Consider the following 17,218-nt stretch of genomic DNA (forward strand, 5'->3'; position numbering starts at 1 on the left):
CTTCATTCACGAAGACGAGACCGTCGAGAATCCAGACGGTGTCGGATGACCAGGTCACATCCGTTCCCTGATCCGGATGCTCGATGCCGTTGCTTCCGCCAGTGACGACCACCGCCGGCTGACCGCGATGGGTCGTGGATTCGTACGTGGTCTGGGCAGAGGAAGGGGCGGTCGCTGTGGCAAGAAGGAAAACCGAAAGGGCGAAAAGGCCTCGTCGAGACCCGGAGAGAAGGGCCAGAAGCATGGTGGGGGGAAACATGAGGATGCCAGTGGGGGGTCAGGATCGTGAGCAGGTGTGGGGGAGCGTGGGACTCGCCGGCCCTGCGTGCAGCATCGCTGCGGGGGACGAGCGCCGGATCACCGTTGCGTTCGCGTAGGCGAACGGGGGAGCGATGAGCCTGCGCCCGCCTCCCGGTCGGCCCGGTTCGGTGGAACCGGAGACCTTGGAGGGAGGGCGACACAGCAACGCCGGGCTCCCCGCAGAGAGCCCGGCGTACTGGTCACACGGAATACATCAACCGTGCTACACAGGTAGCAGGCTTAGTTGAAGTATCCGTTCTGATCGAGCAGCGACCAGCCTTTCGCCCAGTTGTTGCTGGAGTCGAACGCACCGTAATAGCCGGTGTCGTCGAGCTGGCCGTTGGCGCCGGAGTTGTTATTCGCGGCATCCGGTGCGGGAGCACCCGACGTGGCATCGCCCGCAGCAAGCGGGTTCAAGCCATTGGAACCGGCATCGCGACTTACGCTCACAACCGGGGAGTTCTCGAGCAGCTGGTTGCCGTTGTCGCGCAGGTATTGTGCGAGGTCATCCCGGTAGCTGGGGTTGATCTCGTTGCCCTGATCATCCGTGGTAAGCTGGATGATGTCCTCGAACGTGGTCGGGTCGACCGTGGCGCCCGGATCCCAGTTCGGACCGATGTTCCACCACAGGTTGTTCTCGTGGTTCAGGTCGCCGGCTTCCTGGCGGGCGCGGCTATCGGCGCCGGAGGCCAGGTCTTCCACCTGCAGGCCTGCGTCGCGGCCGCCTTCGACGAAGACGGAGTTGTAATACGACGTGGCATTGTTGTCACGGTGGATGAGGAAGGGGCTGTTGTTGTCCCCTTGAGCGTTGGCGCCCGGGCCGATGCCGATGTACGTGGCGTTGTACACCTTCGGCGAGGCGAGCGGGGTGCCGTCTTCCGGATCCGTTCCGCCATCCATCTCGGCGATACGACCGGCTTCGACGGGCGACTGGATACCGAGCCAGTACTGGTGGTTCCCCTGCATGCCCTGGTCCATGTCGAACGAATCATCCGCGTTGAACGCGGCGATCAGGTAGCGGGTGTTGACCGTGCCACCGAACCATTCGAAGCCGTCATCCGAGCTGGCGAAGGCTTCGACATACTCGATCGTGGAGCCGTTTCCGATGCCACCGAGCGTAAGGGCCTGAATCTCATCACCGGCACCGAGCTGGGCGCCGCTGTGGCGAATCTGGACGAAGCGGAAGGTACCGACGTTGTGGCCGGCGTTGCTTCCACCATACTCGTCGCGATTGTCATCGTCGGCGAGGCTGATGCCTTCAACCGTCTGCGTTCCAGGAACCGTATTCAGCGGCGCGTCACCGAGCATGATGATGCCACCCCACTGTCCACGCACGTCGCGCCCGAGTCCGCTACCATCATCGGCCTGAGCGGTGAAGATGATCGGATCGGCCGTGGACGGATCGTCGCTTCCAGGGTTGCCGTCGGCGTTGATCGTTCCGCCGTTCGCGACGACGAGAGCCGTGGCGTTCTCACCGGAACCCGGCGCACCCTTGATGACGGTGCCCGGCTCGATGTTGAGCGTTTGCCCGTCGTTTACGAAAATGTACTCTTCGAGGATGTACACGAAGTCGCTGGACCACGTGATATCCGTGACTGCGTCGCCGTTTTCGTCGACGTAGCCGATGCCGCCTTGATCTACGTCCGTCACGCGAATGGCATCTTCACCGTCAACCGTGGTCGTGTCGTACGCTTCCACAGTGAACGGATCGCCATTGCCGCCGCCGTTACCAGGAGGAGGCTCTTCACCGCCGTTGTCGTTGCTATCGCACCCGGCCAGTACGAAGGCAGGGATGATGAGAAAGAGAGCGAGGAGCCGTAGTGCATTCGACCACGGACTCTGAGTCGTGTCTGTCTTTTGCATGATGCAAACGTTGTATGAGAAAATGCAGCGCGCAAGCGAAGAGGGTGGATGATGATTCCGTAACATACCCTCTTGAACCACCGAAGGGACGGACCGTCGCCGGTCCATCCCTGCGGGTACATCTCGTGTGAGTCGGTCGCGGAAGGCATCGCCATCGCGCGGCCGACTCACAGGTGCAGCAGATCCGTGCCGTTAGAAGTCGTAGGATACTCCGAGCGAAATGCTTCGCCCGAGTGGACGGATGTCGTTGACGAATTCGTTGCCGCGAAAGCTCTGTGAGATGACCTCGTTTTCGTCCAGCAGATTCTTGACGGACGCCTTGAACGTCAGCCCCTGGTAGAGCCGCTGCGAGGCCAGGATGTCGACGACGTTGCGTCCCTGTTCGTAGAGGTCGACCCCATTTCGCGTCACCGTGTCAAGCCGATCGCCGAAGCGGTTGTAGAAAACGTTGATGCTCGTCCCGCTTTCGGGATTCTCGTACCCGGCGTTCAGGTTGACGATGTAGGGCGACTGGCCCTGGAGCTGGCGGGTGTCGGACGGGTTGTCGCGAAACCCTCCGATCGCCACGATCTCAAGCGAGTCACGGGTCACGGACGACTGCGTCAGGGTCAGATTTCCTCCGATCTGGAAGTACTGAAGCGATTCGTGGAGGAAGTCGAGACGCTTCCGGGCCTCGATTTCGACGCCGAAGACTTCGGCTTCGTCCTTGTTTTCGTAGGTCACCGTGACGTTGGACGTCGCCGTCGGGTCGATCGTCCGTTCGATGGGTCCGTCCATCTGTTTGAAGAAACCGCTCACAGACACCACTTCGCCGGGACGTACGAACCATTCCCAGCGCAGGTCGACGTTGTTGACCGTTGTGCGGTCGAGGTCGGGATTTCCGCGGACGATGTAATCCCCGATGAAGTCAAACGTGATCGCCGGCGTGAACTCTCGGAACGTCGGGCGGGCGATCGTCCGACCGTAGGCGGCGCGGACATTCATATTGTCCTGAAGCGCCCAGACAACGTTTGCGGACGGGAGAATGTCGAGCTGGTCAAAGTTGCCCTCAGTGTCCGCGGCGGTGACGATCGACTGGTCGGTATACTCGACGCGGGCGCCACCAATAAACTTGACGCCGGAGAGTCCCGGGATCGGTAGATCGACCATCGCAAAGCCGGCACCGACGGTCTGCTCAGCATCGTAGTTATTGTCGAGCTGAAACTGGTCCTCGATGTACGTACCGAACCGATTCAGTCCGTTCTGCTCCCCGATGAGTCCGGCCTGGTCGGTGATGTACCGGTTCGGGTCGCCCTGATAGCGGGCGACGGACGTGAGGTCCTCGACGTGGTCGTAGCGACGCTCTTCATATTCGCGCTCCTTGAAGTTATAGGCGCCTCCGACCTTCACGGTCGCCGTGGAGAGCGGAAACTCAACCGAGAGGTTGTTGGCAAAAATCTGCTCGTTCAGTGTCCGGAAGTAACGGGACACGGCCGGATTGTAGACCGAGCGGACGATGGAGTACGTCGTGTCGCTTCCCGATACCTCAAAGTTGTTCGAGAAGACCCGGAAGTCGGGCTCATCCCGTTTCGCTTCCGAGAGGGACGACTTCCACTCGATCCGGACCGGGCGTTTTCCTTCCCCAATCTGATGCGAACCGTTCAGCTCGCCTGATAGAATCGACCGTTCGATCGTCTGAAGCGTGCGCGTCTGGAAGGTGCCGGGGAGCTGATCCCGGGGCAGCAATCCGGTGTCGAAACGAGCTGTTTCCTCGTTATTCGCGTTGTACAGGATCTGGGCGCCGATCTCATTCTGCGGGTTTGGCTGAACCGAGAGGCCGAACAGACCGCCGTACTGCGTGGTCTGCGTGCCCTTCTGCGTTTCGTCGAATCGGGCCGTCGCCTGCAGCTCTTCGACGTCGGTCGCCGTTTGCTGGAAGCGCGCCGTCTTGCCATCAGTGTACCCGCTGTACGAGCGGTCGTAGGACGCCGAGGCGATGACGCCGATCGCACGGTCGTCAAAGATGGTGAACTGATTGCCGAACGAGACCTCTCCACTGCGATTCACGACGGCATCCGCCGTGACGGGGGCGATTTTCGTTCCGAAGGCGCTGGTCACGTCGTTCAGCCGCTGTGCCGCCTGCTCATCGTTGAACGCGGCTGAGAGCGTCGGGATTTCGTCGCCGACGACAGAGGGAACGGATTCGAGGCCGCCCGTCGGCTGCAGCACCGTTCCGTTCAGCCCGACGGCGCTGTTGTAGGAGGAGGAAATGGACGCGTTGAAGAAAAACTCGCTCGGAAACGACTTCGTCGACACGTTCACGGCACCACCGGTGAAGTTGCCCGGCTTGTCCGGGGTGAAGGACTTCGAGGTTACGACGTTCTCGACGAGGTTCGAGGGGAAAAGGTCGAGCGCAACACTTTCGCCGTCGGGATCGGTGCTCGGCAGGCTCGATCCGTTGAGCTGCGTCTGCACGTACCGGCCCTGCAGGCCGCGAACGTTTACGTACTTTCCTTCCACGATCGATGCCCCCGTCACCTTGCTCATCGCGTCGGCGACGTTGCCGGCTCCCGCACGGCTGATTTCTTCCGCACCGATCGCGTTACTGACGGACGCTGCGCGGGCGCGCTGCTTCAACAGTCCGGCCTCGGAGGAGCGAGAGGCTTCTGCCTCCACAATGACCTCGTCAAGCTGTGCCGTCTGCTCGGCGAGCGTTACGTCCAGCGACGTCGTCTCGCCGGCCTCGACTTCTACGCCCGTGATCGTTTTCTTCTGGAACCCCACGAAGCTGAACACGACGTCGTAGGCACCCGGCTGCAGTCCCTTCAGCGTGTAGCGTCCGTTGAGATCGGTTGCCGTACCGGTCGTCGTTCCGGCAAGGGAGACATTCGCACCGGGGAGGCTTTCCCCGTTGGCGTTGTCGACGACAACGCCGGAGATGGATCCCGTGTCCTGAGCGAGCACAGGGATCGCGCCGAGAATGGCGCAGAAAAACATGGTCGCAAAAGCGACCCGCAATCGAGACAATGGTAGCATGTAAGAACCCGTATATTCCGAACAGATTGAGAGCGCGCAGCGACGATCGTACATCGTGCCTCCAATCGCCGCCTCAACTCGCCGGTCGCGAGTATTCGGTCACCGTCGCGCGGACGAACTTCGTCTTGCATCCGGGAGAAGCTCGCGGATCGGGCTCGAACCCGGCCAAGGTTCGAGCCCACCGGTTCCCGGTGCTGGCCCGCGCGCGCTTGGCAGACGCACCGCGACCGCCGTCCGCGAGATGACCAATCAGACGATAACGCCGCAGTGTTACGTGACGATTAACCCGGCGTTACCCCTGCGTTAATGGGGCGCTCTTCCGCGTTTGTTCATGCGTCACTCACATGGGGTTCATGCCAGGCCCGGCGGACGTGAAGAGAGTGTGATCCCGTGTTAAAGAGAGTGTGTTCTCGCGCTACCGCCGACGGCTTCCGAGGTGGGCCGGCTCGCTCCTTCATCCCCGCCTGGTGGAGAACCTGACTTGTGGGGCGTCCGTAGGTGGGACGCGAATGGCACGACGGACTCTCTCTGTCCCTCCTCCATAGCTCTCTCTCCTTGTGTCGTCCTCGTCCGATTCCCGATCGGCTTCGCGTGACACCACACGTGAGCTTCCCGGCAACACCACGCTGATCCTGGCTGCGCTCTGGCTGATGATGTTTTCGGCCAGCAGTCAGCTCATCATTATGGTGCCGATCCTGCCGGAGATTGAGGCAACGCTGGGCGTGAACGAGTTCTGGCGGGGCATGCTGCTCACGTCGTATGCCGTCGCGCTTGGGATCTCGGCCCTCATCACCGGACCGGCATCAGACCGCGTTGGCCGCCGCAACATTCTCCTCGGCGGCACGGTGCTCATGTCGATCACGCTCGTCTTCCACACGGTGGCGGCCGACTACGAGCTGCTCATCTTCATGCGGATCCTCGCCGGAATCGGCGGCGGCATGCTGAGCGGAGGGAGCATCGCGTACGTCGGCGACTACTTCCCCTACGAGCGCCGCGGTTGGGCGAACGGGTGGATCATGAGCGGCACCGCGTTCGGACAGGTCGCGGGCGTTCCGATCGGAAAGATCCTCGCCACCGACTTCGGCTACCGCTGGCCGTTCCTCCTCTTCGCCATCACGATGGCACTCGCGGCATTCATGATCTGGCGGTACGTGCCGCAACCGGACACCGAACTGGACCGGGGACGCTTGACCCCGCGGCGCGTCGCGCGCAAATACATGGACGTGCTGGACGGGCCCGTCATCGCCGCCGTCGGCTCGTACACCCTCATGTTCGCCGGCTTCGGCCTGTTCACGACATTCCTCCCCTCCTGGCTCGAGTCGACGGTCGGACTGACCGGCTACGAGGTCGCCCTCCTCTTCGCCATTGGTGGCGTCGCGAACATCATTGCCGCGCCCTCGGCTGGACGATTGTCCGACGAGATCGGACGAAAACCGCTCGTCGTGTGGGCGTCCGTCGCGCTCGGACTGATTATGCTGATTGCGCCGTATACCATCGACGGCTTCTGGATGGCCGCCCTCCTCTTCTTCCTGGCCATGGCAAGCGTCGGCATCCGGATCGGCCCGCTACAGTCCCTGCTCACTGCTCTCGTCCCCGACGATCGACGCGGGCTCCTGATGGGCCTCGCCATGAGCGTCGGGCAGGCCGGCTTCGGCGTCGGCAGCTTCCTCGCCGGGATCGGATACGGTCAAATCGGCTACGTCAGCAACACAATTAGCGGGGCCTTTGCCATGCTCTTCATGGCCGTCCTCGTTCAGCGCGGGCTTCCCGAACCCAGCCTACGAACGGCCCGCCCGTCCACGGCCTGACGCTTCAACGCCCTTCCCCTTTCGCATCGCCGCCGACAGGAATCGCCGCTTTCATTTTGATCGTACTGCTGTCCCTTTTTCTGCTCGCCGCCCCGATGACCGATCCGTTTACGGTCGACGACCTAGTCGGCGCTCTCGAAGAGCACGACATTTCCGTCGTAAATCAGGGCGAAGCCGACCCCCGCAACGGTGCAAACGAATGCACCGCCGTCGTTACGGCCCGCTCGGCCCGATTCACCGCCTGCACGCACGACACACCCGCCGACGCCCGCCGCATCGCGTACCGGCGATCGGACTACGCCCGGATCGTCTTTCAGCGGGGCGAAATCATCGTCTACCTGCGAAACGGTGCGAGCCCGCGCCTTCGAGAGGCGGTGATTGACGTGATGAACGCATCGTAGACGCGGGCCGTCGAGCCGGTGGGTCAGCGAAGCAGCCAGATGAGCCCGCCGAGGACGATCAAAAGGCTGATCCAGAGCGTGATCGCCACGCGCGTCGATGCGCGGGCCCTCTCGACCTGAAACCAGTGCCGGGGACGCACACCCTGCAGAAGGAAGGTCGAGACGCCGGCCAGATTGATACACACGACGTTCGTCAGCGTCAGCAGCGCGGCGTTTCCGGCGAGCGCGGTGTCGCCCGAACCGAGGAAGAGGCCGCAGGCGACGAGCGGGGGAAGAAGTGCAACGGCCACCATCACGCCCACGAAAGCGGTCGACACGCCACGCGTCACGGCCAGTGCACCGGCGGCTCCCGCCGCCAGCGCAAGGGCTACATCGGCCATGTGCACATCCGTGCGGGAGACAAGCTCGGGAATGGTCGGATCGATGGTCACGAACGCGCCGAGAACCACCGACATCAGCAGCGCCAGCGATACGCCGGCCAGGTTGACGGTGACGGCCCGCCGCAGCAGCCGCATGTCTCCCAGGGTCGTCCCGAGCGCCAGCGCGATGTTCGGCCCGATGAGCGGCGCAATCATCATGGCGCCGATCACGACGGCGACGCTGTCGCGCAACATGCCTCCCGCCGCGACGACGGTAGACAAGAGAACCATCACCATGTACGCCGTCGTCACGCCCACCGCCTCGCGGGCATACTGATACAGCTCTTCCCGGTCAATGCGGCTCGTCTTCCCGTTGTCCTCGTCGTCCTCGTCGTCATTCTCCTCCATCCGAATCCGGGGATGGGTGGCCTCGACGACGTGCCACACGATCCTCACGCTCTCTCCCGCGTTATCATTGACCCAGTCGGTAAACGCCTCGGTCTGTGCCGACCGAAGGACGACATGCGTCCAGTGCCGCCCGGTCGTCGTGTCGACCTGCCAGTGGTCGATCAGTTCGAAGTCGTTGTCCGGGATCACGATCGGCTCCTGACCCGGTGGCTGGATGATATCGACAGAACGAAGCGTGGGCACGGATTCGGGAGTTAAACGGAGGAAAGCATTACGCGGATACCTGCCGACCTCAAGGAACGCATCGACATCCCCATCTACAACCCGGCCCCATCTACAACCCGGCGCGGCCCCGGAGCGTCGAACGTCTACCTCTGAATCCTGAGCCCGGAGTTTTGAATTCACACGCCTTCGCACCCGCCCCATCCTGGTCCCGTGCCGTCATCAAGGTCGGCAGCCGGCTGGTTGCGCCGGACGGTCGCGGCTGCAGCACGACGCACCTGCTCGGGATCGCGCAGTTCATCCAGCGGCATCGCCGGCACGGGCAGGACGTGATCCTCGTCTCCTCCGGCGCCGTCGCCGCCGGCCTTTCGACCGACCCGGCCGCGCCGCCCGCGGAGCGGCTGACCATTCCCCAGAAACAGGCGTACGCCGCCATCGGCCAGTCGCGGCTGATGCGGCACTGGAGTCGCCTGTTCGACGCACCCTGTGCGCAGATGCTTCTAACATACGATGATCTGCAGCGGCGCAACCGGTACGTGAATGCGCAGAACACGCTGTCCGAGCTGCTCGAGATGGGTGTCCTGCCCGTCGTGAACGAGAACGACACCGTGGCTACCGAGGAACTCCGGGTCGGTGACAACGACAACCTCGCCGCCTACGTCGCCGTTCTGGCTGATGCCGACCTGCTGATCATCTGCTCCGACGTGAACGGCCTGTTCGATGCCGACCCGCGCACTCATGAGGATGCGTCGCTCGTGCCGGTCGTCGAGACGATCGACCCGGAGATTCTGGCGATGGCGGGATCCGCCCCGCCCGGGGTTTCGACCGGCGGCATGAGGACGAAGCTGCAGGCGGCCGAGAAAGCCACCCAGCGGGGTGTCAATACAGTACTAGTGAACGGGCGCACCACCGAACCGCTCGACGCCCTGTCGGAGGGAACGGTCCGGGGAACGCTGTTCAAACGATCGACCTCCCCGTTGCCGGCCCGCAAGCACTGGATGCTCCACGCTCTGCCGTCGGCCGGACGGGTGGTAATCGACGCCGGAGCCGCCCGGGCCCTGACGGAGCGGGGCGCATCTCTGCTGCCCTCCGGCATCGTCGACGTAACCGGCAGGTTCGCCCGGGGCGACGCGGTAGACATCGTCGCAAACGGCAAAGCGATCGCCAAAGGCGTCACGCAGTACGGCAGCGACGACCTGCGACGGATTCGCGGAGCGCAAAGCTACGAGGTGCCGGATATCCTGGGGTCGGGCGCCAACCCGACGGATTACGTGATTCACCGCGACGACCTCGTGCTGCGTAAATAATGCCGAGCCTGGTCACGCTTTCGGTCCGCCGGTTGGTCCGGAGGGAATAAAACGGCGATGCGGTCGTACAGACACATCCGTTCACATGATCTACATGACGCCCGAGCCGCCATGCCGTCTCCGACTGCGACCGAGTCCGTTTCCATCCGCGACCTGGCCACCAACTGCCGCGCCGCGGCCCGAGAGATTGCCACCCTCTCCACGGACCGTAAGAATCGCGCGCTTCGGCGCATGGCCGACGCGCTCATCGATCGCACCGACGCCATCGTCGCCGCCAACGAAACCGACGTGGAGGGCGCCCGCGCCGACGGGCTCTCCGACGCCATGATCGACCGGCTCATTCTGACGCCGGAGCGTATCGAGAAGATGGCGGATGCCCTGCGCGACGTGGCCGGATTTCCCGACCCGATCGGCGAGATGTCCGGCACAACAAAGCGGCCGAGCGGCATCGAGGTGGCGAAAATGCGGATCCCGCTGGGCGTCATCGCAATGATCTACGAGTCCCGCCCCAATGTCACCTCCGACGCCGCCGGGCTATGCTTCAAGGCGGGCAACGCTGTGTTTCTACGGGGCGGATCGGAAGCCATTCACTCCAACCGGGCCGTCGCCCATGCCCTCCACGAAGCACTGGAGAGCGAAGACCTGCCGCCGGCCGCCGTCACGCTCGTGCCGACGATCGACCGCGACGCCGTGCGCGAAATGCTGACCCTGAACGAGCATCTCGACCTTGTCATCCCACGCGGTGGGGAAAGCCTGATCCGCTTCGTGGACGAAACGAGCCGTATCCCGGTGATCAAGCACTATAAGGGCGTCTGCCACCTGTACGTCGATGAGGCGGCGGATTTCGATATCGCAGAGGACCTGTTGATGGATGGGAAAACGTCGCGCCCGAGCGTCTGCAATGCCCTGGAAACGATGCTCGTGCACGAAGACGTCGCCGAGTCATTCCTCCCGCGAGCGATGGAGCGCCTGTCGGCCGCCGGTGTGGAGGTTCGCGGCTGCTCGCGCACCCGGGAGATCCTGCCGGATGTACCCGCAGCAACGGACGACGACTATGCCGCCGAGTACCTCGACCTGGTGCTCGCCGTCCGCGTAATATCCAACACAGAGGATGCCATGGGCCACATCGCGCACTTCGGCTCCAACCACACCGAGGTGATCGTGACGAACGACCTGCCCACGGCCCGGCGATTCGTTCGGACGGTCGATGCGTCCGTCGTCCTGGTGAATGCCTCCTCACGATTCTCGGACGGCGGCGAACTCGGTCTCGGCGCAGAGATCGGTATCTCCACCACGAAACTGCACGCATACGGCCCGATGGGCCTCGAGGCGCTGACCACCGAAAAGTTCGTCGTCTACGGCCAGGGGGAAACAAGGCATTAGTTTAGCTCAAGGTTCAGGGTTCAGGGTTTTAGGTTCAGCGTTTCGGGTTAAAGGTTCAGCGGTCGGTCATGCCGAATCCTCAATTCCCAATACGCAATCCCCAATTCAGAACATCCAACGAGCCAACGAGCCAACGAGCCAACGAACAAACGATCCAACACCCCAACGCGCTAACGAAAATACCGGGGCGAACAACTTTCGCCGGTTGGCTTTCACGTACCGACACCTTCGAAACGGACTTTTACCGAACACCCGCTGCGATTTATGGCCGACCACCAGACGTGGGATTCTCCGCCCGAGATGCAGATCGACGACGACGCTGTGTATGCGGCGACACTTGAGACGGACAAGGGGGAAATCGAGCTTGAGCTGTACCCGGAGCATGCGCCGAAGACCGTCAACAATTTCGTCTTTCTTTCCGGGGAAGGCTTCTATGACGGCGTCACCTTTCATCGAGTGATTCCGAACTTCATGGTGCAGGGCGGCGACCCGACCGGGACCGGACGCGGCGGGCCCGGATATACGTTCGACGACGAGCTGGACGGCAACCCGCTGACGCACGACGCCGGGGTCATCTCCATGGCCAACGCCGGCCCCAACACCAACGGAAGCCAGTTCTTCATCACCCACGAATCGCAGCCGCACCTGAACGGGAAGCATACCGTGTTCGGTAAGGTTGTGTCCGGGAAATCGGTCGTGGACGACATCGAAGGCGGCGACACGATCCAGTCCGTTTCGGTTGAAAAAAAGTAGCCCGGACGGACCGTCCTTCCTTCCCTGCGCTGACATTCTGCACGCATTGATATGAGTCCACGCGTCTCCATCGGCATCATGATCGCCGCTACCGTGGCGACGGTAGCCGTTTTCCTGTTCCGCATCAACTGGATCTATGGAACAGCCGGGTTGATCGTCATGGCAGGTACGGGGTTCTTTGCCGCGAGCATCTACCTGAGTGACCGGGACGACCGACCCAGCACGGCGCTCGCCGCGTCAAAGTTGCGGGCGATCGGCATTACGATGGTCGGCCTCGGGGCCCTCTTCGCGGCCCTGATGGTAATGATTTAGCCCTCGACCGCCGGTTGTTTTCCTCGCCGGCCCCGATGTCTATCTGAACCGCGCACGTCGCTCCCACGGCACGCTCCACGGCTGCCGTGGGGGCTTTCTTCGTTCATCGATCGCCTTCTCAACGTGCTCTACTCCGTCCTCGCTGCTGGTGCCATGCCCCCGGGCTTTGGCGAGATCACGATTCTGGCTGCCGTCAGCGTCGGAATTGCCTATCTGTGCTATCGCCTGAAACTGGTGCCGATCGCGGGCTTCCTGATCGCAGGCGTTATCATCGGCCCGAGTGCCCTGGGCCTCGTCGACGACCTCGAGCTGGTGAACACGCTCGCGGAGATCGGCGTCATCTTGCTGCTCTTCACGATCGGTATCGAGTTCAGCCTCGACAAGCTGTCGCGCATCAAGCGGCTCGTCCTCGGCGGCGGTGCGTTGCAGGTCTTCACGACGATGGCGGTCGTAACCGGCATCTGCCTGGCGCTCGGCGTCGACTGGCGGTCGGCCCTCTTCACCAGCGGGCTGGTGGCCCTTTCTTCCACGGCCATCGTCCTCGGCCTGCTGTCGGATCGCGGGGAAACGGATTCGCCCGTCGGGCAGAGCGGCCTCGGCATTCTGATCTTTCAGGACTTCGGGATTATCGTGATGGTGCTACTGGTTCCCCTTCTCGGAGGCGGTGAAGGGTCCACCCTCGACCTGTTCTTGACCCTCGGAAAAGCGCTCGGGCTCATCGCGATCGTCGTCGTGCTCGCCCGGAAGATCGTGCCGCCCATCCTCGCCCGCGTCGCCGCCACGCGTCGCACGGAGCTCTTTCTACTGACGGTTGTCGCGCTCTGCTTCCTGATCGCATGGATCATGGGACTTGCCGACGTGAGCCTCGCCCTCGGCGCCTTCCTGGCCGGCCTGATCGTGAGTGAAAGCCCGTACGCCACCCAGGCACTGAGCGAGGTGCTGCCGCTACGGACGGTGTTCAACGCGGCGTTCTTCGTGTCCGTCGGTATGCTGCTCGACGTTCAGGTGCTGCTGGACGCCTGGCCCCTCGTCCTGGGTGCCGCGGCGGTCGTCCTGGTGTTGAAGCTGCTGATCACCACGGCGGCCCTCATTATCATGAAGATGCCGCTCCGAATCGCGGCCGCGTCCGGACTGATGCTGGCCCAGATCGGAGAGTTCTCCTTCGTGCTCGACATCGCCGGGCGGGAGGTCGGCCTTACCCCGATGGGACTCGGCGTCGAAGGCCAGCAGGTGTTCATCGCAACGACGGTTCTACTCATGCTGCTGACGCCCTTCATGGCCAGCCTCGGTGGGCGCCTGGGCACCGCGGCACAGGACGTCTTCGGCCCGCTCACCTCGGCGGAACTTCCGGATGAGGAAGTACCGAAGCTCGAGGACCACGTGATTATCGTCGGGTACGGTCCGGTCGGGCGGCGCCTGGCACGAGTCCTCCGGCGGGCGGGCATTCCCTTTATCGTGGTCGACCTGAACCCGCAGTCGATTGAGGAAGCGCGCGGGGAGGGGATCAACGCCGTGTACGGCGATGCAACCCGGCCGCATGTGCTCGAAGTGGCCGGCGTCGAGCACGCCAAGCTGTGCGTCGTTGCCATCAACGACCGGGAGGCAACCGTCCGCACCGTACACACCGCAGCCTACGAAAACCCGACCCTGCAGATTATCGCTCGGGCCGATTTCCTGGACGACGTTGACCGGCTCCACGAGGCCGGAGCCGAGGTTGTCGTTCCGACGGAAATCGAGACCGCCGTCCGGCTCTTCGGCGACGTGCTGCACGCCTATCGCGTGCCCTCCGACGAGGTCAGCCGCCACATCCGTGAGGTGCGTGCGAACGACTACCGCCTGATTTGCGATCCGGAGCTCCCGATCTCCGACGCAATCATGGACGATACACCGGGGATGGTGCTGGACGGACTGAGCGAGGATGGCCTCCACACGCGTACGGTCACCGTCCGGGAGCAAGCGGCGGCCGCTGGCCAGACGCTCGGCGACCTGGCCCTGCGGCAGAAGCACGACCTGACCGTGGTCGCCATCCGACGCGGCGACGACATCATCGGATCACCGAGTGGGTCCGAAACGCTGAGGCCGGGCGACCGGCTCGTCCTCGTCGGTCCCGCCTCCGCGTTCGCCGGCTGTGCCGACATCTTCCGCTTCTTCGACGAACCGACGCCTGTCGATGCCTGACGATCCCGAAGACCGCCGCGAGCCGCCCCAGCGCTCTCACCCGCAGGTGTCGAATCGCCGGCGCTCCCGTGCCGTCGGCCGCCGCCGCGAGGCCGCCCCTGCCACGACCCCGGACACGACAGACGACGCCGTCGAGCAGCGCCTGGAATGGTTCGCGAAATGGTCCGACGATGTCTTCCGGATTCCCGGGACGAGCGTTCGCGTCGGTCTGGAACCGTTGATCGGCCTCATCCCGGGTGTGGGGGATGGCGCGGGGCTCATCGTCAGCCTCTACGTCCCGATTGAAGCCTGGCGGCAGGGCGCCCCCGGGCGGCTGATCGGTTCCATGCTCGGCACGATCGCCATCGACGGACTCGTCGGCCTCGTCCCGGTTCTTGGCGATCTGTTCGACGTCACGTATCGCGCAAACCGGCGAAACGTACGCAAGCTGCAGGAGTGGCTGGAAGGGGAGGCTTGAAAGTGTGAAAACGTGTAAATGGCCTACCCTGTATTGAAACGACATGTCTTCAGCCATCGGTCGGGCACCGTACACACCGTGGTTTGCCCTACCCGGCCGCGCACCTCGAACCTCACACCTCGAACCTCCGACCCCGAACCTCACGCCACGTCTCCCGAAACAAGTCGCTCCTTCTGCGGGCGGCGGAGTTGCTTGATGGCGTACTCGCGGGACATTGCGGCCGATTGCGTCTCGTAGGTCTCCGTGTACACTACCTCCACGGGTGTTCGACCCCGCGTATAGCGTGCCCCCGTTCCGGTGTTGTGCTCCTCCACGCGCCGCTCCACGTCCGTTGTGTAGCCGGTGTAGTAGGTGCCGTCGTAGCACTCGACGATATAGACAACGTGTGTCGTTTCGTCCGTCGACGTGGAATTGCTCATGGGGAATCGTGATCGTTCGGTGGAGCACTTGGGACTGCCGCGCCCGACGCGTATGTTCAGAACGCTCCGCTTTTCACGCGCAGAACGCGTAACCTTTCCATTCTTTCTTTTTGCCCGAACCCTCCACCTGGTATGGTCACCGCGATCGTCCTCATCAACACCGAACGAGGTGCCGTCAACGACGTCGCCGACGAACTGGCGGGACTCGACGGCGTCAGTGAAGTCCACTCCGTCGCCGGGCGCGTCGACCTCGTCGCCATCCTTCGCGTGCCGAAGAACGCTGACCTGGCGGACCTCGTCACCGGCCGAATCCGGCACATCGCAGGCATCACCGACTCCGAAACCCTCATCGGCTTCCGCGTCTATTCCAGCCACGACCTGGAAAACATGTTCTCCATCGGGATGGGGTAGGATTCAGTATCGCGGACACTGAATTGAGGATTATGTATTGGGGATTTCGGGTTGAGGATTGCTCCTCTGCGTGGCACGTCATGCCGTCCACCATCCGCCCCACGAAAACCAACCCACAACATACCAGGCCCCGAGCACCTGAGCACCTGAACACCTCTCGCTATCACGGTGTCCGTTGATGCGTTCCTGCCCGTCCACCCTCTCCCCCTGTCACCCTCTACGCGAACACCAGGCCGCATCCCCCGACCTTCCTTTCTTCGGAAGCGCTTCGTACGTTAATGCCACGCCCCTCTGTCACCGCTGCCATTCCCCATGCTTCGATTCCGTTCGGCCGCCGTCGCGGCCTGGATGATCGCCTGCCTTCTTCTTGCAGGTGCTGCCGTCTCCCCCACCGCCCTTGCCCAGTCGTCCGACGAGGATGAGGCGTGGGACGTAACCGCCGCGCACGGGCCAATTGAGAGCGTTTCTTTCACCACGACGGAAGGCACGTGGATCACGGTTGACGTGCATCCGAACGGCGAAACCCTCGTCTTCGACCTGCTCGGCGATTTGTACACGATGCCGGTATCCGGCGGCGAGGCGACGCGCATTACCAGCGGACCGGCCTACGACGTGCAGCCGCGCTTCTCGCCGGACGGGTCGCGCATCGCCTTCACCTCCGACCGCGACGGCGGCGATAACCTCTGGACGGTCGCCACCGACGGCTCGGACCCGCAACAGGTGTCGGACGAGAGCTTCCGCCTGCTCAATGGGCCCGCATGGACGCCCGACGGCGAGTACATCCTCGGGCGCAAGCACTTCACCAGCACGCGCTCGCTCGGCGCGGGAGAGGTCTGGATGTACCACCGCTCGGGTGGCGACGGCCTCCAGCTCACCGAACGACGCAACGATCAGCAAGACCAGGGCAACGAGATTGCCGTCCACCCGGACGGGCGCTACGTCTACTACGCGGAGGACGTCACGCGCGGCCCAAATTTCCGCTACAACAAGGACCCGAACGAGGGCATCTACGCCATCAAGCGGCTCGACCGCGAGACCGGCAAGACCAAAACGCTGATCTCCGGCCCCGGCGGCGCCTCCCGCCCGGTCCCGTCGCCCGACGGTGAGAAGCTGGCGTTCGTCCGCCGCGTTCGCGCTAAGACGGTGCTCTACACCTACGATCTGGAAACCGGTATCGCGTCCCCGGTCTTCGACCAGCTCTCGTTCGACCAGCAGGACGTGTGGGCCATATTCGGCACCTACCCGAACTTCGCCTGGCTGCCCGACAGTGAGCACGTTGTGCTCTGGGCGGAAGGGAAAATCAAGAAAATCAACGCCAGCGATGGGTCGGCCGAGGTGATCCCCTTTGAGGCAGAGGTCGAGCAGACCCTGACCGCAGCCGCGGAATTCCCGGTGGAGGCGCACCCGGAGACGATTCCCGCGCGCATGATCACCGGCGCCACGACATCGCCGGACAGCCGAACGGTGGTCTTTCACGCGAACGGATCGCTGTACACGAAGCGGCTGCCGAACGGCACCCCGCAGCGTCTCACGGACGACGCTCACTTCGAGTACAATCCCACCATCTCCCCGGATGGACGGACGGTGGTCTACACCACGTGGGACGACGAGGATCTCGGCGC

At 63.4% G+C, this 17,218-nt stretch carries 13 protein-coding genes and 2 pseudogenes; 10 read left to right on the forward strand and 5 right to left on the reverse strand.

From position 1 onward, the window contains the following. The 3 genes and pseudogenes from ACFCU0_RS07710 to ACFCU0_RS07720 all read right to left on the reverse strand — a co-directional run. Positions 1 to 259 (reverse strand): annotated as a pseudogene (locus tag ACFCU0_RS07710) (hypothetical protein); the annotation flags it as partial. Between the two features lie 281 nt (positions 260 to 540). After that, positions 541 to 2,163, reverse strand: coding sequence for a hypothetical protein (locus tag ACFCU0_RS07715; protein ID WP_434973087.1), 1,623 nt, complete (start codon positions 2,161 to 2,163; stop codon positions 541 to 543). 192 nt (positions 2,164 to 2,355) lie between these two features. Further along, complete coding sequence (locus ACFCU0_RS07720) at positions 2,356 to 5,139, reverse strand: TonB-dependent receptor domain-containing protein (RefSeq protein WP_434973088.1); 2,784 nt, start codon at positions 5,137 to 5,139, stop codon at positions 2,356 to 2,358. A gap of 596 nt (positions 5,140 to 5,735) precedes the next feature. On the opposite strand from ACFCU0_RS07720, the gene ACFCU0_RS07725 reads away from it, so the two are divergent. Both ACFCU0_RS07725 and ACFCU0_RS07730 read left to right on the forward strand, forming a co-directional pair. After that, a complete protein-coding gene (locus tag ACFCU0_RS07725) occupies positions 5,736 to 6,986 on the forward strand; it encodes an MFS transporter (RefSeq protein ID WP_434973089.1) in 1,251 nt (416 codons plus the stop codon). Between the two features lie 95 nt (positions 6,987 to 7,081). Then, positions 7,082 to 7,387: a hypothetical protein gene (locus tag ACFCU0_RS07730; protein WP_434973090.1), complete on the forward strand. Its 306-nt coding sequence runs from the start codon at positions 7,082 to 7,084 to the stop codon at positions 7,385 to 7,387. A 23-nt stretch (positions 7,388 to 7,410) separates the two neighbouring features. On the opposite strand, the gene ACFCU0_RS07735 is transcribed toward ACFCU0_RS07730, so the two are convergent. Then, entirely contained in the window at positions 7,411 to 8,397 is a 987-nt protein-coding gene (locus ACFCU0_RS07735; RefSeq protein WP_434973091.1) for a TIGR00341 family protein, read from the reverse strand. 152 nt (positions 8,398 to 8,549) lie between these two features. Between ACFCU0_RS07735 and proB the strand changes: the two genes are divergently transcribed. From proB to ACFCU0_RS07765, 6 genes are all read left to right on the forward strand, one after another. Continuing rightward, entirely contained in the window at positions 8,550 to 9,683 is a 1,134-nt protein-coding gene (proB, locus tag ACFCU0_RS07740) for a glutamate 5-kinase (protein WP_434973092.1), read from the forward strand. 111 nt (positions 9,684 to 9,794) lie between these two features. Beyond that, a complete protein-coding gene (locus tag ACFCU0_RS07745) occupies positions 9,795 to 11,066 on the forward strand; it encodes a glutamate-5-semialdehyde dehydrogenase (protein ID WP_434973093.1) in 1,272 nt (423 codons plus the stop codon). Between the two features lie 264 nt (positions 11,067 to 11,330). Next, positions 11,331 to 11,819 (forward strand): peptidylprolyl isomerase, encoded by a 489-nt coding sequence (locus ACFCU0_RS07750; protein ID WP_434973094.1) that lies wholly within the window; start codon positions 11,331 to 11,333, stop codon positions 11,817 to 11,819. A 51-nt stretch (positions 11,820 to 11,870) separates the two neighbouring features. Beyond that, positions 11,871 to 12,131: a hypothetical protein gene (locus ACFCU0_RS07755; protein ID WP_434973095.1), complete on the forward strand. Its 261-nt coding sequence runs from the start codon at positions 11,871 to 11,873 to the stop codon at positions 12,129 to 12,131. A gap of 123 nt (positions 12,132 to 12,254) precedes the next feature. Next, positions 12,255 to 14,309, forward strand: coding sequence for a cation:proton antiporter domain-containing protein (locus ACFCU0_RS07760; RefSeq protein ID WP_434973096.1), 2,055 nt, complete (start codon positions 12,255 to 12,257; stop codon positions 14,307 to 14,309). After that, the gene (locus ACFCU0_RS07765; RefSeq protein WP_434973097.1) at positions 14,302 to 14,766 is read left to right on the forward strand and encodes a DUF4112 domain-containing protein; all 465 of its coding nucleotides are present in this window, start codon (positions 14,302 to 14,304) and stop codon (positions 14,764 to 14,766) included. The genes ACFCU0_RS07760 and ACFCU0_RS07765 overlap by 8 nt, the downstream gene beginning before the upstream one ends. Before the next feature lie 140 nt (positions 14,767 to 14,906). Here the strand turns inward: ACFCU0_RS07765 and ACFCU0_RS07770 are convergent, their stop codons facing one another. Continuing rightward, on the reverse strand, positions 14,907 to 15,185 hold the full coding sequence (locus ACFCU0_RS07770) for a GIY-YIG nuclease family protein (RefSeq protein ID WP_434973098.1): 279 nt from the start codon (positions 15,183 to 15,185) through the stop codon (positions 14,907 to 14,909). Positions 15,186 to 15,317: 132 nt separating this feature from the next. Between ACFCU0_RS07770 and ACFCU0_RS07775 the strand changes: the two genes are divergently transcribed. After that, positions 15,318 to 15,596 carry an Lrp/AsnC family transcriptional regulator gene (locus ACFCU0_RS07775; protein ID WP_434973099.1) on the forward strand — a complete coding sequence of 93 codons (279 nt, stop codon included), beginning with the start codon at positions 15,318 to 15,320 and terminating at the stop codon, positions 15,594 to 15,596. Positions 15,597 to 15,908: 312 nt separating this feature from the next. Next, positions 15,909 to 17,218 (forward strand): annotated as a pseudogene (locus ACFCU0_RS07780) (amidohydrolase family protein); the annotation flags it as partial.

Source organism: Longibacter sp. (genome assembly GCF_051155795.1).
Classification (GTDB): domain Bacteria; phylum Bacteroidota; class Rhodothermia; order Rhodothermales; family Salinibacteraceae; genus Longibacter.

What these genes read in the sequence shown, in the direction of transcription:
- ACFCU0_RS07715 (WP_434973087.1), bottom strand. Translation starts at nt 2,163, where the DNA reads ATGCAAAAGACAGACACGACTCAGAGTCCGTGGTCGAATGCACTACGG.
- ACFCU0_RS07720 (WP_434973088.1), bottom strand. Translation starts at nt 5,139, where the DNA reads ATGTTTTTCTGCGCCATTCTCGGCGCGATCCCTGTGCTCGCTCAGGAC.
- ACFCU0_RS07730 (WP_434973090.1), top strand. Translation starts at nt 7,082, where the DNA reads ATGACCGATCCGTTTACGGTCGACGACCTAGTCGGCGCTCTCGAAGAG.
- ACFCU0_RS07745 (WP_434973093.1), top strand. Translation starts at nt 9,795, where the DNA reads ATGCCGTCTCCGACTGCGACCGAGTCCGTTTCCATCCGCGACCTGGCC.
- ACFCU0_RS07750 (WP_434973094.1), top strand. Translation starts at nt 11,331, where the DNA reads ATGGCCGACCACCAGACGTGGGATTCTCCGCCCGAGATGCAGATCGAC.
- ACFCU0_RS07755 (WP_434973095.1), top strand. Translation starts at nt 11,871, where the DNA reads ATGAGTCCACGCGTCTCCATCGGCATCATGATCGCCGCTACCGTGGCG.
- ACFCU0_RS07765 (WP_434973097.1), top strand. Translation starts at nt 14,302, where the DNA reads ATGCCTGACGATCCCGAAGACCGCCGCGAGCCGCCCCAGCGCTCTCAC.
- ACFCU0_RS07770 (WP_434973098.1), bottom strand. Translation starts at nt 15,185, where the DNA reads ATGAGCAATTCCACGTCGACGGACGAAACGACACACGTTGTCTATATC.
- ACFCU0_RS07775 (WP_434973099.1), top strand. Translation starts at nt 15,318, where the DNA reads ATGGTCACCGCGATCGTCCTCATCAACACCGAACGAGGTGCCGTCAAC.